The sequence below is a fragment of the Clostridium tyrobutyricum genome, assembly GCF_019144085.1.
In the GTDB taxonomy this organism is placed as follows: Bacteria; Bacillota; Clostridia; order Clostridiales; family Clostridiaceae; genus Clostridium_B; species Clostridium_B tyrobutyricum_A.
The window spans coordinates 19,838-34,924 of record NZ_JAHHUY010000011.1 but is presented as its reverse complement, the minus strand read 5'-3'; the positions used below and the strand labels follow the sequence as shown (position 1 = coordinate 34,924).

At 31.0% G+C, this 15,087-nt stretch carries 23 protein-coding genes and 1 pseudogene; all 24 read left to right on the top strand.

Annotated elements, in window-relative coordinates:
• The first annotated feature begins 18 nt into the window (after nt 1–18).
• The 24 genes and pseudogenes from rpsH (at nt 19) to KM800_RS06710 (ending at nt 15,085) form a co-directional block, all read left to right on the top strand.
• Entirely contained in the window at nt 19–417 is a 399-nt protein-coding gene (rpsH, locus tag KM800_RS06825) for a 30S ribosomal protein S8 (RefSeq protein WP_217812423.1), read from the top strand.
• Nucleotides 418–447: 30 nt separating this feature from the next.
• Nucleotides 448–990 (top strand): 50S ribosomal protein L6, encoded by a 543-nt coding sequence (gene rplF, locus KM800_RS06820; RefSeq protein ID WP_017752992.1) that lies wholly within the window; start codon nt 448–450, stop codon nt 988–990.
• A gap of 19 nt (nt 991–1,009) precedes the next feature.
• Entirely contained in the window at nt 1,010–1,369 is a 360-nt protein-coding gene (gene rplR, locus KM800_RS06815) for a 50S ribosomal protein L18 (RefSeq protein ID WP_217812422.1), read from the top strand.
• A 15-nt stretch (nt 1,370–1,384) separates the two neighbouring features.
• Complete coding sequence (gene rpsE, locus KM800_RS06810; RefSeq protein WP_217812421.1) at nt 1,385–1,882, top strand: 30S ribosomal protein S5; 498 nt, start codon at nt 1,385–1,387, stop codon at nt 1,880–1,882.
• 12 nt (nt 1,883–1,894) lie between these two features.
• On the top strand, nt 1,895–2,074 hold the full coding sequence (rpmD, locus tag KM800_RS06805; protein ID WP_017752995.1) for a 50S ribosomal protein L30: 180 nt from the start codon (nt 1,895–1,897) through the stop codon (nt 2,072–2,074).
• Nucleotides 2,075–2,095: 21 nt separating this feature from the next.
• The gene (gene rplO, locus KM800_RS06800; protein ID WP_217812462.1) at nt 2,096–2,536 is read left to right on the top strand and encodes a 50S ribosomal protein L15; all 441 of its coding nucleotides are present in this window, start codon (nt 2,096–2,098) and stop codon (nt 2,534–2,536) included.
• 1 nt (nt 2,537) lies between these two features.
• Nucleotides 2,538–3,818, top strand: a complete 1,281-nt coding sequence (gene secY / locus KM800_RS06795) for a preprotein translocase subunit SecY (protein ID WP_217812420.1) — start codon at nt 2,538–2,540, stop codon at nt 3,816–3,818.
• Nucleotides 3,819–3,841: 23 nt separating this feature from the next.
• Nucleotides 3,842–4,510, top strand: coding sequence for an adenylate kinase (locus tag KM800_RS06790; protein WP_217812419.1), 669 nt, complete (start codon nt 3,842–3,844; stop codon nt 4,508–4,510).
• Nucleotides 4,491–5,242, top strand: a pseudogene (gene map, locus KM800_RS06785) (type I methionyl aminopeptidase). Before KM800_RS06790 ends, map begins: the two are co-directional and overlap by 20 nt.
• 150 nt (nt 5,243–5,392) lie before the next feature.
• Nucleotides 5,393–5,611: a translation initiation factor IF-1 gene (infA, locus tag KM800_RS06780; protein WP_066616721.1), complete on the top strand. Its 219-nt coding sequence runs from the start codon at nt 5,393–5,395 to the stop codon at nt 5,609–5,611.
• A gap of 16 nt (nt 5,612–5,627) precedes the next feature.
• Nucleotides 5,628–5,741: a 50S ribosomal protein L36 gene (gene rpmJ, locus KM800_RS06775; protein WP_017753001.1), complete on the top strand. Its 114-nt coding sequence runs from the start codon at nt 5,628–5,630 to the stop codon at nt 5,739–5,741.
• 154 nt (nt 5,742–5,895) lie between these two features.
• Nucleotides 5,896–6,270: a 30S ribosomal protein S13 gene (gene rpsM, locus KM800_RS06770; protein WP_217812418.1), complete on the top strand. Its 375-nt coding sequence runs from the start codon at nt 5,896–5,898 to the stop codon at nt 6,268–6,270.
• 12 nt (nt 6,271–6,282) lie between these two features.
• A complete protein-coding gene (gene rpsK / locus KM800_RS06765; protein ID WP_217812417.1) occupies nt 6,283–6,681 on the top strand; it encodes a 30S ribosomal protein S11 in 399 nt (132 codons plus the stop codon).
• 21 nt (nt 6,682–6,702) lie between these two features.
• Nucleotides 6,703–7,323 carry a 30S ribosomal protein S4 gene (rpsD, locus tag KM800_RS06760; protein WP_217812416.1) on the top strand — a complete coding sequence of 207 codons (621 nt, stop codon included), beginning with the start codon at nt 6,703–6,705 and terminating at the stop codon, nt 7,321–7,323.
• A gap of 63 nt (nt 7,324–7,386) precedes the next feature.
• Nucleotides 7,387–8,334, top strand: coding sequence for a DNA-directed RNA polymerase subunit alpha (locus KM800_RS06755; protein ID WP_217812415.1), 948 nt, complete (start codon nt 7,387–7,389; stop codon nt 8,332–8,334).
• Between the two features lie 36 nt (nt 8,335–8,370).
• The gene (gene rplQ / locus KM800_RS06750) at nt 8,371–8,712 is read left to right on the top strand and encodes a 50S ribosomal protein L17 (protein ID WP_017753006.1); all 342 of its coding nucleotides are present in this window, start codon (nt 8,371–8,373) and stop codon (nt 8,710–8,712) included.
• A 168-nt stretch (nt 8,713–8,880) separates the two neighbouring features.
• Nucleotides 8,881–9,726 carry an energy-coupling factor transporter ATPase gene (locus tag KM800_RS06745; protein ID WP_217812414.1) on the top strand — a complete coding sequence of 282 codons (846 nt, stop codon included), beginning with the start codon at nt 8,881–8,883 and terminating at the stop codon, nt 9,724–9,726.
• Nucleotides 9,711–10,565 (top strand): energy-coupling factor transporter ATPase, encoded by an 855-nt coding sequence (locus KM800_RS06740; protein WP_217812413.1) that lies wholly within the window; start codon nt 9,711–9,713, stop codon nt 10,563–10,565. The genes KM800_RS06745 and KM800_RS06740 overlap by 16 nt, the downstream gene beginning before the upstream one ends.
• Before the next feature lie 11 nt (nt 10,566–10,576).
• Nucleotides 10,577–11,386, top strand: coding sequence for an energy-coupling factor transporter transmembrane component T family protein (locus KM800_RS06735; RefSeq protein WP_217812412.1), 810 nt, complete (start codon nt 10,577–10,579; stop codon nt 11,384–11,386).
• Nucleotides 11,386–12,120, top strand: a complete 735-nt coding sequence (gene truA, locus KM800_RS06730) for a tRNA pseudouridine(38-40) synthase TruA (RefSeq protein ID WP_217812411.1) — start codon at nt 11,386–11,388, stop codon at nt 12,118–12,120. The genes KM800_RS06735 and truA overlap by 1 nt, the downstream gene beginning before the upstream one ends.
• Nucleotides 12,121–12,279: 159 nt before the next feature.
• Complete coding sequence (gene rplM / locus KM800_RS06725) at nt 12,280–12,714, top strand: 50S ribosomal protein L13 (RefSeq protein WP_217812410.1); 435 nt, start codon at nt 12,280–12,282, stop codon at nt 12,712–12,714.
• A gap of 26 nt (nt 12,715–12,740) precedes the next feature.
• Nucleotides 12,741–13,133, top strand: a complete 393-nt coding sequence (gene rpsI / locus KM800_RS06720) for a 30S ribosomal protein S9 (RefSeq protein ID WP_217812409.1) — start codon at nt 12,741–12,743, stop codon at nt 13,131–13,133.
• 191 nt (nt 13,134–13,324) lie between these two features.
• The gene (gene cwlD, locus KM800_RS06715) at nt 13,325–14,020 is read left to right on the top strand and encodes an N-acetylmuramoyl-L-alanine amidase CwlD (RefSeq protein ID WP_217812408.1); all 696 of its coding nucleotides are present in this window, start codon (nt 13,325–13,327) and stop codon (nt 14,018–14,020) included.
• Nucleotides 14,021–14,062: 42 nt separating this feature from the next.
• Nucleotides 14,063–15,085, top strand: coding sequence for a GntR family transcriptional regulator (locus tag KM800_RS06710; protein WP_217812407.1), 1,023 nt, complete (start codon nt 14,063–14,065; stop codon nt 15,083–15,085).
• Nucleotides 15,086–15,087 lie beyond the last annotated feature (2 nt).

The following is a 15,087-nucleotide window of genomic DNA, read 5'->3' as shown; positions in this document are numbered from 1 at the left end:
TGAAAGGAGGCACAATAAATGGTAATGACTGATCCTATCGCAGATTTACTTACACGTATAAGAAATGCAAATATTGTTAGACATGAGATAGTAGAAGTACCTTCTTCAAACATTAAGAAGGCTATATTAAATATAATGCTTCAAGAAGGATATGTAAAAGATTTAGAAGAATATACAGATGGTTCTATTAATATGATAAAATTTTCCATGAAATATGGTCAAAATAAACAGAGAGTTATAACTGGATTAAAAAGAATTTCAAAACCAGGATTAAGAGTTTATTGTAGAAAAGAAGAAATTCCTAAAGTATTAAATGGACTAGGGGTTGCTATAATATCAACTTCTGGGGGAATTGTTACGGATAAAGAAGCAAGAAAATTAGGAGTAGGCGGAGAAGTACTTTGTTACATATGGTAATGTCCTACAAATACCACAGGAGGTGTAATAATGTCAAGAATAGGGAAGCTTCCAATAGCTATTCCAAACGGTGTAACAGTTACAGTAGCGCCAGAAAATTTAGTTACTGTAAAGGGGCCTAAAGGTCAGCTAGTTAAAGCTTTAAGAAAAGAAATGAATATAGAAGTTGAAGATAACCATGTAGTAGTTAAAAGACATGATGATGAAAAACAAACTAGAGCTTTACATGGATTAACTAGAGCACTTATAAATAATATGGTACTTGGAGTTACAGAAGGATATTCTAAAACTTTGGATTTAATAGGAGTAGGATATAGAGCTCAACTTAAAGGTAAGAAATTAGTTATGAATCTTGGATATTCACATCCAGTAGAAGTTGAAGCTATTGAAGGAATAAGTTTTGAAACACCAACTGCTAACCAGGTAGTAATAAAAGGTATAGATAAAGAATTAGTTGGAGATGTAGCAGCAGACATAAGAAATTGGAGAAAACCAGAACCTTATAAGGGAAAAGGAATCAAGTATCAAGATGAACATATAAGACGTAAAGAAGGTAAAACTGGTAAGAAGTAGTAGAAAGGAGTGAACCTGTATGTTTAAGAAAGATGACAAAAAAAAATTAAGAAAAAAGCGTCATCTAAGAGTTCGAAAGAAAATTTTTGGAACTTCAGAAATACCAAGACTTGCAGTTTATAGAAGTGAAAAAAATATATATGCTCAAGTAATAGATGACATTGAAGGAACAACTTTAGTTTCTGCATCAAGCCTTGATAAAGAATTTAAGGGAGTAGGAAGCAATAAAGAAGCTGCTAAGGTTATAGGCGAAATTATTGCTAAAAAAGCTATTGAAAAGGGAATTAGCAAAGTTGTGTTTGATAGAGGCGGATATATATATCACGGAAGAATTCAAAATCTTGCAGAAGGTGCAAGGGAAGCCGGTTTAAAATTCTAAAAAGGAGGGAAATTAATGAGAATTGATCCTAGCACTTTAAATCTTAAAGAAAAAGTTGTATTTATAAATAGAGTTGCTAAGGTTGTTAAAGGTGGTAGAAATTTCAGATTTAGTGCACTTGTTGTAGTTGGAGATGAAGCAGGACACGTAGGTGTAGGAACTGGTAAATCTATAGAAATACCTGAAGCAATTAGAAAAGGCATAGAAGATGCTAAAAAGAATTTAGTTGATGTAGCAATAGTTGGTACTACTGTACCACATAATATAATTGGCGAATTTGGTACTGGAAGAGTACTTATAAAAACTGCATCAGAAGGAACAGGAGTTATAGCTGGAGGTCCAGCTAGGGCAGTACTTGAACTTGCGGGATTAAAAGATGTTAGAGCAAAATCACTTGGAACAAATAATCCAATAAATATGGTAAATGCCACTATTAACGGTTTATCAAGGTTAAGAACAGCAGAACAAGTTGCTGTACTTAGAGGTAAAACTGTTGAAGAAATTTTAGGTTAGGAGGTAATACCTTTGGCTAAAATTAAAGTAACTTTGGAGAAAAGTTTAATAGGAAGAAAAAAAGATCATATAGCTACAGTTCAGGCGCTTGGATTAAGAAAGATTAGAAGTGTAGTAGAAAAAGAAGATACTCCTCAAATAAGAGGTATGATAAACAAAGTAAGCTATCTTTTAAAAGTTGAAGAAGCATAATAAGAGGAGGTGTGAATGCAAATGAAACTTCATGAATTAAAGTCTGCACCAGGATCAAGAAAAGCACCTAAAAGAGTTGGTAGAGGTACTGGTTCAGGATTAGGTAGAAATGCTGGTAAGGGTGAAAACGGACAGAAGGCTAGATCTGGTGGAGGAGTTAGAGTAGGATTTGAAGGCGGACAAATGCCATTGTTCAGAAGAATACCTAAAAGAGGCTTTACTAATATATTTGCAAAAGAATATTCGCAGATAAATATTGACAGATTAAATATATTTGAAGATGGAACAGAAGTAACTCCACAGTTACTTTTACAGAAGAGAATAATTAAAAAATCTAAAAATGGATTAAAAATACTTGGAAATGGTGAGTTAAATAAAAAACTTACAGTAAAAGCAGCTAAATTTACTAAAGCTGCAGCAGAAAAAATAGAAGCTGCTGGAGGAAAAGTTGAGGTGATATAGGGTGATTGCAACCTTACGTAATGCCTGGAAAGCTCCGGAAATAAGAAAAAGATTATTATTTACACTATTTATGATAGTAATTTTCAGGATGGGAAATTTTATTCCTGTTCCTGGAATTGATACTGCAAAGTTAGCAAGTTTAACTAAGGGAGGATCTTTAATTAATTTTTATGATCTTATATCAGGAGGAGCATTAAGTAGATTTAGTATATTCGCTATGGGAGTTGTTCCATTTATTAATTCTTCCATTATAATGCAGTTACTTACAGTTGCTGTACCTCGTTTGGAACAGTTGTCTAAAGAGGGAGAAGAAGGAAGAAAGAAAATACAGGAATATACAAGATATGCATCTGTTCCTTTGGGTATAATACAAGGTTTTAGTATATATGCTATAATAGCTAGTGCTGGAGCACTTGTAGATCCATCCAATAAGTTAAATATGTTTATAATAATACTTACTGTAACAACGGCTTCTACATTTTTAATGTGGTTTGGCGATAAAATCACTGAACATGGAATTGGAAATGGAGTTTCTCTTATAATATTTATAAATATTGTTTCGAGATTCCCATCTACAATGTCTGGAATTTTAAAACTTCAACAGACTCAAATAGTTAATTTCGTTGAAGTGATTGGTTTTTTGGCAATTATAGTAGTGCTTTTTGTAGCTGTAGTGGTTATGAGTTTATCTGAAAGAAGAATTCCTATTCAATATGCAGGTAAAACTGCTGGTGGAAGGATGTATAAGGGGCAATCAACACATATACCTATCAATGTTAATGGATCAGCAGTTATAGGAATAATATTTGCTATATCTGTTATGCAATTTCCAATGACTATAGGACAATTTTGGCCTAATTCATCTTTTTATAAATTTGTAATGACAGGAAGTTTTAGCCCATTTAAACAAAGTAGTTGGGAGTATGCATTATTATATTTTCTGTTGACAATCTTTTTTACATGGTTTTATACTCAAGTAACTATGAAGCCAGAGGAGATGGCAGAAAATATGAATAAGTCTTCAGGATTTATTCCTGGAATAAGACCTGGTGAACCAACAGCTGTGTATATAGAGAAAGTATTGACGAAAGTAGCAATTTTAGGAGGCGGATTTGCAGGAATAATCGCAATAGCTCCTATAGTTGGAGAAGCTTTTACAAACTTTAAGGGTATATATTTTGGTGGAACTGGGTTGCTTATAATAGTAAATGTTGCAATTGAAACCATGAGGCAAATAGAATCTCAATTAGTAATGCGTCATTATCATGGATTCTTAAAGTAAAGATAATTTTGGAGATGATGCAATTGAAAATAGTTTTGTTAGGACCTCCAGGAGCTGGCAAAGGTACTCAAGCTAAGTTTATTAGCGAAAAATATTCTATACCACATATATCTACAGGAGATATTTTCAGAAAAAATATCTCGGAAAAAACTCAACTTGGATTAAAAGCAAAAAGTTATTTGGATGCAGGTAAATTAGTACCAGATAAAGTGACCATAGATATAGTTAAAGATAGATTAGGAAATGAAGATTGTAAAAATGGATTTTTGTTAGATGGATTTCCTAGGACAGTAACTCAAGCAGAAGCCTTAGATTTATTTTTAGATACTAAAGGTCAAAAAATGGATACAACATTGCTTATAGATGTTCCTAAAGAATCAATTTTAGAGAGAATGACTGGAAGAAGAGTATGCTCATCTTGTGGTGTTAGTTATCATGTGAAATTTAATCCTACTAAGGTAAATGGCAAATGTGATATTTGTGGTGGAGATGTAGTACAAAGGAAAGATGATACGGAAGTAACTGTTAAGGATAGATTAAATGTATATGATGAGCAAACGCAACCTTTAATAGGTTATTATAAGAAACAAAACAAACTATCTACAATAAATGGTACTGGAGATATAAATGAAGTTTTTAAGAGAGTGAAAATCTCTTTGGAGGCTTATTTGGATGATAATAATAAAAACTAATAGAGAAATTGAATTTATGAGACGCTCGGGGAAAATAGTATCTGATACACTGGAAAAGATTTATGAATCAATAAAACCAGGAATAGCTACTTATGAATTGGATAGAATTGCAGATGAATATATAAGATCTCAAAATGCAATTCCATCATTTAAAGGTTATTGTCACTTTCTAGCATCTATATGTACTTCAGTTAATGATGAGGTAGTTCATGGGCTTCCATCAAAGGATAGAATTTTGATGGAAGGAGATATAATAAGTATAGATTGTGGTGCCATACTAGATGGATATCATGGAGATGCAGCTAGAACTTTTCCTGTTGGAAATGTTTGTAAAGAAGCACAAAGTTTGATAGATACAGCTAAAGAAAGTTTTTTTAAGGGTGTAGAGCAAGCCGTAGTAGGTAATACTCTTACTGATATATCTAATGCATTCAACAATATGTTGAGAGTCTTGGATATTCAGTTGTAAGAGATTATGTAGGTCATGGCATAGGTCGTGATATACATGAGGAACCTGAAATACCAAATTTTGGTACATCAGGAAGAAGCCCTAAACTTATAAAGGGTATGTGTTTAGCTGTAGAACCGATGATTAATATTGGAAGATATAATGTCAAAGTTCGGCAAGATAACTGGACAGTTGTAACTGTAGATGGAAGTTTATCAGCACATTATGAAAATACAATTGCTATATTGGAGAATGGAGCTGAAATAGTGACCTTAGATAAATAGGAATGCTTAATTTCAGCAGTAATGCTTATATTGGTTTACAAGTTGTATACTTCATAATAGAAAAATGTTGTATAATAATGCGATTGTTACATTCCATGATAAAAAGTTTTTTGCAATCTTACGACAAGAACAAGGAGGTTTGATTGCCTTATGTCAAAAGATGATGTTATAGAAATGCAAGGTACAGTTTTAGAATCTTTACCTAATGCAATGTTTGAAGTAGAATTAGAAAGCGGACATAAAATATTAGCACATATATCTGGTAAATTAAGAATGAACTTTATAAGAATACTACCAGGCGATAAAGTTACAGTAGAACTTTCTCCTTACGATTTAACTCGTGGAAGAATAACCTGGAGAGCAAAGTAATTAAGGAGGATTAGCTATGAAAGTGAGACCATCAGTTAAGCCCATGTGTGAAAAGTGTAAAGTAATAAAGAGAAAAGGAAAAGTAATGGTAATATGTGAAAATCCTAAACACAAACAAAAACAGGGCTAACTTGAATAAATCAATGTTTTGGTTAATATTGTTTTAAGGTGCGGCTGTAGCAGAATAAAATATTTCTGCTTACCTTAGAACTTTATATAAAAATAGAATTATTTAGAAATAATCCTTAACAAACCAATTAGATAATCAGGAGGTGTAATTTAATATGGCAAGAATATCAGGTATTGATTTGCCAAAGGAAAAAAGAGTAGAAATAGGAATAACATATATATATGGAATAGGCTTATCAACTGCTCGAAAAATTCTTAAAGAGACAGGAGTAAATCCTGACACAAGAGTGAAAGATTTAACAGAAAAAGAAGTTAATCTTTTAAGAGATTATATAAAGAATTTGACAGTTGAGGGAGACTTAAGAAGAGAAAGAGCTCTTAATATAAAGAGATTAATTGAAATAGGTTCATATAGAGGAATAAGACATAGAAAAGGTCTTCCTGTTAGAGGACAAAAGACAAAGACAAATGCAAGAACTAGAAAAGGACCTAAGAAATTAGTAGGAGCAAGGAAAAAGAAAATAGTATAAGGAGGTAAATAGATGGCAGCAGGATCTAAAGTCAAAAAGACAAGAAGAAGAAAAGAAAGAAAAAATGTTGAACACGGTTGTGCTCATATAAAGTCAACTTTTAATAATTCAATAGTTACTATAACTGATGCTGTTGGAAATACTTTATCCTGGGCTAGCGCAGGTGGTTTAGGTTTTAGGGGCTCAAGAAAAAGTACTCCATTTGCTGCACAAATGGCAGCTGAAACTTCAGCTAAGGTAGCTATGGAACATGGATTAAAAAGTATTGAAGTATATGTTAAAGGACCAGGAGCAGGTAGAGAAGCAGCTATAAGATCTCTTCAAGCTGCAGGCTTGGAAGTTACTTTGATTAAAGATGTTACTCCAATACCACATAATGGTTGTAGACCACCAAAAAGAAGAAGAGTTTAGTAATAGGAGGTGTAAATTTTAATGGCAAGATATACAGAATCAGTATGCAGACTTTGTAGAAGAGAAGGTTTGAAACTATTCCTTAAGGGAGATAGATGTTATACAGATAAATGTGCATTTTCTAGAAGAGGATATGCACCAGGACAACATGGACAGGGCAGAAAAAAGGTATCTAACTATGGTTTGCAGTTAAGAGAAAAGCAGAAAGCTAAGAGAGTATATGGTGTACTTGAAGGACAATTCAGAAGATATTATAAAAAGGCTGATAGAAAAAGAGGTATAACGGGTGAGAACTTATTAAAACTTCTTGAAATGAGATTTGACAATGTTGCATTTAGACTAGGATATGGTCAGTCAAGATCAGAAGCAAGACAATTAGTTACTCATGGACACTTTTTAATCAATGGTAAAAAGGTAGATATTCCTTCTTATGAAGTATCAATAAATGATGTTATAGCTATTTCTGATAAGAGTAAAGCATCAGAAAAGTTCAAAACTTTTGCGGAAAATCCTAAGACATTACCAACTTGGTTAGAGGGAAATGTAGAGAACTTTGAAGGAAAAGTTGTCAGAGAACCTTCAAGAGAAGATATAGATATTCCTGTTAATGAGACATTAATCGTAGAGTTATATAGTAAGTAATTAATATAGAAATCAGTTGCCCTCAAAATAAATTATAATATAAATAGAAGGAGGGTTATATTCATGTTAGAAATAGAAAAGCCAAAAATAGAATGTGTAGACGTAAGTGAAGATGGCAATTATGGAAAATTTGTAGTTGAACCATTGGAAAGAGGTTATGGAATTACCCTTGGAAATGCACTTAGAAGAATATTACTTTCTTCCCTTCCAGGAGTTGCAGCTAATCATGTCAAGATTGATGGAGTACTTCATGAATTTTCAACTATTCGTGGAGTAAAAGAAGATGTTGCAGAATTAATTTTAAACATAAAATTATTAGCTTTAAAGATGAATGGTGATGAACCTAAAACTATATATATAGATGCTGATGGCCCAGGAGAAGTAAAGGCAGGAGACATAAAAACTGATGGTGATGTTGAAATAATAAATCCAGATTTACATATAGCAACTTTAGATGATAATGCTAAATTATATATGGAGATTATGGTTAACACAGGTAGAGGATATGTGTCTCAAGCTAGAAACAAAACTGAGGATATGCCAATAGGTACAATTCCTGTGGATTCCATATATACACCTATAAAGAGAGTTAATTTTAATATTGAAAATACAAGAGTTGGGCAGATTACCGACTATGATAAATTATCTCTTGAAGTATGGACTAATGGAACTATAATGCCAGATGAGGCTGTAAGCTTATCAGCTAAAATTTTAATAGAACATTTTAAGCTATTTATGACTCTTACGGATCATGCAAATAATGTTGAAATAATGGTTGAAAAAGAGGAAGATAAGAAGGAAAAAGTTCTTGAAATGACAATTGAAGAATTAGATCTTTCTGTTAGAAGTTATAATTGTTTAAAGAGAGCAGGAATAAATACAGTTCAGGAATTAACTGAGAGAAGTATGGATGATATGATGAAAGTAAGAAATCTTGGAAAGAAATCACTGGAAGAGGTTGAACAAAAATTAGATGCTTTAGGATTATCATTGAAATTAATTGAAGAATAAATTAGTTTATACTAGTACAGGTAAGGAGGGATATAGATGGCTTCATATCGTAAATTAGGTCGTCCGACTGATCAGAGAAAAGCAATGCTTAGAAATTTAGTTACAAGCTTTTTAAAACATGAAAAAATTCAGACTACATCCACAAGAGCACAAGAAACTAGAAATATAGCTGAAAAGATGATAACTCTAGCTAAAAGAGGAGATCTTCATGCTAGAAGACAGGTACTTTCATTTGTAACAGAAGAGGAAGTTGTAAAAAAATTATTTGATACTATAGCTCTTAAATACAATGAAAGAAATGGTGGATATACAAGAATGTATAAAATGGGTCCAAGAAGAGGCGACGGAGCTGAGTTAGTTATATTGGAGTTAGTATAGAAAACTCTTGGGGGATTAAGTAAGCTAGCTTAATCCCCATTTTATTATATTTAAATTTTCTATAGATATCCTTTAACTTATTCTTTAAACATGATATATTTAGTATTAGCAGATTAAAGTGAAAAAACATCAGGAACTTTTTAATACAATTAATTATGGGGTGTTTATATGGAAGAAAATATGATAGATTGTCAAAATATAAGCTTTAAATATATGGATATAAATGAAAATAACTCTAAATTGGCAATAAATGGAGTTGCATTTCAAGTTAAAAAGGGAGAAATTTTAGCCATTTTAGGAAGAAATGGTTCTGGAAAATCTACTATAGCTAAACATATAAATGCACTTTTAGTTCCTACTAGCGGAAAGATGTATATAGAAAATATGGATACTTCCGATGAAAAAAATTTATGGAATATAAGACAAAAGTCAGGTATGATATTCCAAAACCCAGATAATCAAATTGTTGCAACTATAGTGGAAGAAGATGTTGCTTTTGGTCCTGAAAATTTAGGAATTGCTCCTAAAGATATAAGAAACAGAGTAGATGATTGTTTAAAAAAAGTAAATATGTATGAGTATAGGAGACATGCGCCTCATTTACTTTCTGGGGGACAAAAACAAAGAGTTGCTATAGCAGGAGTTCTTGCTATGAGACCTGATTGTGTAATTTTCGATGAATCTACAGCTATGTTGGATCCTTCAGGTAGAAAAGAAGTAATGAATACTATAAGGGAAATAAATAATAGCTATAATATGACTATTGTATTAATTACTCATTATATGGAGGAAGCTGCACAAGCAGATAGGATACTTGTAGTTGATGATGGAAAAGTTATAATGGAGGGTATTCCTAGAGAAATATTTAGCCAAGTTGAGAAAATGAAGCATATAGGACTTGATGTTCCTCAAATGACAGAGTTGGCTTATGAACTTAGAAAAAGTGGAATAAATATAAAATCAGATATATTAACTATAGATGAGATGGTGAATGAATTATGTCAATTAAGATAGAACATTTAACTCATATATATATGAAAGGTTCACCTTTTGAAAAAAAAGCATTAAATGATATTTCTATTACGATTGAAGAAGGACAATTTGTGGCCCTTATAGGTCACACGGGCTCAGGAAAATCTACACTTATTCAGCATGTTAATGGTCTTTTAAAGCCTGATTCAGGTAAGATAATAGTAGATGGAGTTAACATAACAGATAAAAATACAAATTTAAGTTTTATAAGAAAAAAGGTTGGCCTTGTATTCCAATATCCAGAATATCAATTATTTGAAGAGACTATTGAAAAAGACATTGCTTTTGGACCTAGAAATTTAGGCCTAAGTGATGATGACATAAATAAAAGAGTAAAAAGAGCAATGAATATGGTTGGATTAGAATATGATAAATATAAGGATAAATCTCCTTTTGAGATAAGCGGAGGTCAAAAAAGAAGAGTAGCTATAGCTGGTGTAGTTGCAATGGAACCTAAAGTCCTTATATTAGATGAACCTACAGCAGGGCTTGATCCAAAGGGTAGAGATGAAATATTAGGTAAGATAAAAGACTTACATAAAGAATATAATATGACTATAATATTAGTATCACATAGTATGGAAGATGTAGCTAAGCTTGCAGATAGAATTTTAGTTATGGATAGTGGAAAATGTATATTGGATGGAACTCCAAAAGAAGTATTTTCAGAAGCTGATACTTTAGAAAGTGTAGGTCTTGCTGTTCCACAAGTAACATATCTAGCAAAAAAATTAAATAAAAAAGGATTTAATATATCTACAAGTGTATTTACAGTACAACAAGCTAAAGATGAAATACTTAGAATATTAAATAAAGGATAGGGAAGCTAATTATGATTAAGGATATTACAATAGGACAGTACATACCTGGGAATTCTTTTGTCCATAAGTTAGATCCGCGAGTAAAGATATTGATTTCTATAGTTTATATTATAGATTTATTTATAATGAATAGCTTTAGAGGATATATATTTATAGTGGCCTTTACTTTTATTTCAATCCTTATATCTAAGGTGAAATTTGGTTATATATATAAGGGATTAAAACCTATTTTGATTTTAGCACTTATAACAGCAGTATTGAATATATTTATGACTACAGGAGCAAATCCTCCATTATTCAAGTGGAAAATTATAACTGTATATAGTGAAGGATTAATTTTAGCCGCTTTTATGGTGTTAAGACTTGTATTTTTGATAATAGGAACATCACTTTTAACACTGACTACATCACCAATAGAATTAACAGATGGAATAGAAAAATTATTAAGTCCGATGAAGAAAATAGGAGTACCAGCCCATGAATTGGCTATGATGATGACAATAGCACTTAGATTTATACCAACACTTATGGATGAAACTGATAAAATAATGAAAGCTCAAATGGCAAGAGGGGCTGATTTTGAGTCTGGTAATTTAATTCATAGAGCAAAGAGTCTTGTACCAATTTTAGTTCCTCTTTTTATAAGTTCTTTTAGAAGGGCTGATGAGCTTGCTATGGCCATGGAATCTAGATGTTATAGGGGTGGTGAAGGAAGAACTAGGATGAAGCAACTTAAGATTACTAATAGAGATTATAAAGCATCTTTAGTTGTAATAGTTCTAACTGTTGTATCGGTTTTGAGTAGAGTATGGTGGCATTAATGAAAAATATAAAGCTTATTATTGAGTATGATGGAACAAATTACTCAGGTTGGCAAAGACAAAAAAATGCTATGACAATACAGGAAAAGTTAGAAGTGGCAATTCAGAAGTCAACGGATAAATATTGTAATACTATAGGATGCAGTAGAACGGATTCAGGAGTTCATGCAAGACAATTTATATGTAATTTTTTAACTGACAGTAAGATACCAACATCTAAGTTTAAAATGGTTTTAAACTCACAATTGCCAGAAGATATAGTAGTATTGAAATCTGAGGAAGTAGATATTAATTTTCATTCTAGATATAATACTATAGGTAAGGAATATAGTTATACTATTGTAACTGGTAATAACAGGCCTGCTATTGGAAAAAATTATGTATACTATTTTCAGAGAAGACTAAATATTGAGGATATGAAAATTGCATGTAAGTTTTTTATAGGAAAGCATGACTTTTCAGCATTTAAATCTAATGGAAGTTCTGTCAAAACATCCATTAGAACAATAAAAAATTTTATTGTTTCAAAACAGGAAAACTCAATAAAGTTTATTGTTACTGGAGATGGATTTTTATATAATATGGTTAGAATTATGGTAGGTACGTTATTGGAAGTTGGAGTTGGAAGATTTAGACCTGAGTATGTACTTGATATATTAAGATCTAGAGATAGGGCAAAAGCAGGGAAACCAGCCCCTGCTAGAGGACTGTGTCTAGAAAAAGTTTTCTATTGATAGTATAATAATAATTTAACTTGTTACTTGTCATACATTGACACGCCAGGATGATTGTATTATAATATAAATGTTTGTATCTAAGAATAAAAGATCCACTAGCCCCGGATATTTATATAGAGAAACATAATAATAAGAGAGTTCAAGGAGGAAAACCAAATGAAATCATATATTGCTAAAGCACAAGATGTTCAAAGAAAATGGTATGTTGTTGATGCAACTGGAAAGACATTAGGAAGAATAGCAAGTCAGGTTGCTTCAATATTAAGGGGTAAAAACAAGCCTATATTTACACCACATGTAGATACTGGAGATTTTGTTATAGTAATAAATTCAGAAAAAGTAGTTTTAACTGGTAAAAAATTAGATCAGAAGTTTTTAAGACATCATTCACTGTATGCAGGTGGATTGAAGGAGACTTCATATAGAGATGCTCTACAGAAAAAACCAGAATTTGTATTTGAAGAAGCTGTTAGAAGAATGCTTCCAAAGGGAGTATTAGGAAGACAGATGTTTAAAAAATTAAAAGTATATAAGGGTTCAGAGCATAATCATGAAGCTCAAAAACCAGAAGCATTGGAATTAAAATATTAATTTAAAGTCTGAAGGGAGGATAAAAAATGGCTAAGGTTCAGTATTGCGGAACAGGAAGAAGAAAAGAATCAGTAGCAAGAGTTAGACTTGTACCAGGAGATGGTAAGGTAATAGTAAATAAGAGAAATATCGAAGAATATTTTGGTTTGGAAACATTAAGGGTTGTAGTTAATCAGCCATTGGAATTAACTTCAACAAAGGGTAAATTTGATGTACTAGTAAATGTTCAAGGAGGAGGATTTACTGGTCAGGCTGGAGCTATAAGACATGGAATTTCAAGAGCTCTTTTAAAGGCAGATGAAAACTTAAGATTAGAACTCAAAAAAGCAGGATTTTTAACAAGAGATCCAAGAATGAAAGAAAGAAAGAAATATGGTCTTAAGAAAGCAAGAAGAGCACCACAGTTTTCAAAGAGATAGTTTGCAAATTTTTTCTACATATATGTATTTGCAATATGTTTTGAATTATATTGAAAATGCTACTTATAAATTATTATTGAATCTGATAAAAGGCAAAAAGATTTATATAAATCTTTTTGCCTTTTGTATATTATTTATATACAAAAGCCAAAATAATATGGAATGATAATTTATAGGAGTGATAATATATTATGAAAAAATTTAATAAAAAGATATTTGTTACTATGATCATATGTGGATTATTTTTGGCGTTTTTTCAAAATATAGTTTACTCTAATTCTCTAAACAAGAAAAAGGATATAATTATATTAATTGATCCGGGTCATGGAGGACTAGATGGTGGCGCTGAAAGTAAAGATGGTATTAAGGAAAAAGATATAAACTTAAAAATTAGCAATAAATTAAAGGATAATTTAAAGAAACGTGGATATAAAATTGTTATGACAAGAGAAAATGATACTGGATTGTATACTGAAAATGGAAGAATAAGAAAAAAGAAATTAGAAGACTTAAATAATAGAGCAAAGATGAAAAAGGATACCAAATGTAATATGTTTATCAGTATACATTTAAATATGTTTCCCCAATCAAAATATTATGGAGCTCAAGTATGGTATTCTAAAAATGATAACAGTAAAATGTTTGCAAAAATATTGCAAAATAATTTGAAACAAGATTTAGACAAGGATAATAATAGACAGGAAAAAGCAGCATTGAATTCATATAAAATACTTAGAGAAAATGATACTATGCCATCTGTAATAGTTGAATGTGGTTTTTTATCAAATGATAGAGAAAGAGAAAAGTTAATATCTGATAAATATCAAGATAGTATAGCTAACTCACTCTCAAATTCTATAGATGATTACTATAGTACTCCGAACTAAATTCTCATTAGAGTTTAGTTTATTGCATCTACCTTGCTGATTATGATACTATTAGTTTGCATAGTTATTAATCAAATGAACCCTGAGGTGGTTAAAATAGATATAAAATTAAATAAGGATACAAATATTCCACTTTATATACAGTTAAAAAAGCAGATAATGTATTTAATAAAAAATAATATTTTAAAAGTTGGCAATAAAATGCCTACAGAGAGAGAGTTATCTAATTTATTAAAAGTAAGTAGAAATACTATAAGTACCGCATATAACGAGCTTGAACAAGAAGGCGTTTTGAAATCATATCAAGGACGCGGTACTTTTGTAGCAGAAGATGCAAATCCATGGAAAATACAAAATGTAGAGCAAAAAATAGCAAAATTTATAGATCTTGCTTTTGAAGAAGCACTCGAAATAGGAATAGATTCATCTGAATTTTTAGAAATTATAACTAAAAGAATCAAAGAAAAAAGAAAAATTATGAGTAAGATCAATGCAATATATGTAGAATGTAATATTGAACAATCAAAGATGTTTAGTAGACAACTTATGGAAAGTACTGATATAAATGTCATACCACTTACAATTAATGATTTAAAAAATTTAAATAATAATACTAAGAATATATTGGAGAGTAGTCAGGTTGTAATAGCAACTTTTAATCATGTAAATGAAGTTACACATCTTATTAAAGAATTTAAAAAAGAAGTAATAGGAGTAGCAATAAATGTTGATTTGGAGACTATAGTCAAAATTGCACGCTATCCTGAAAAAACTAAATTTGCATTTGTATGTATTTCTAATGAATTTATGTTTAAGGCTCGTGGAGCACTTGAAAGAGCCGGACTTGGGAATATAGATATTGAATATACCAATACAATCAATCAGAATAAATTAAAAAAAATTATAGATAATTCAGATGTTGTAATAACATCTCCTGGTAGATATAAGAATGTAAAGGATAATATACATAATAGTAAAATTATATTAAAATTCCTATATAATTTAGATGATGATTCTGTGAAATCATTGAAATCTAAGATAGTAGAATTAAAGTATAAGAGTTAATA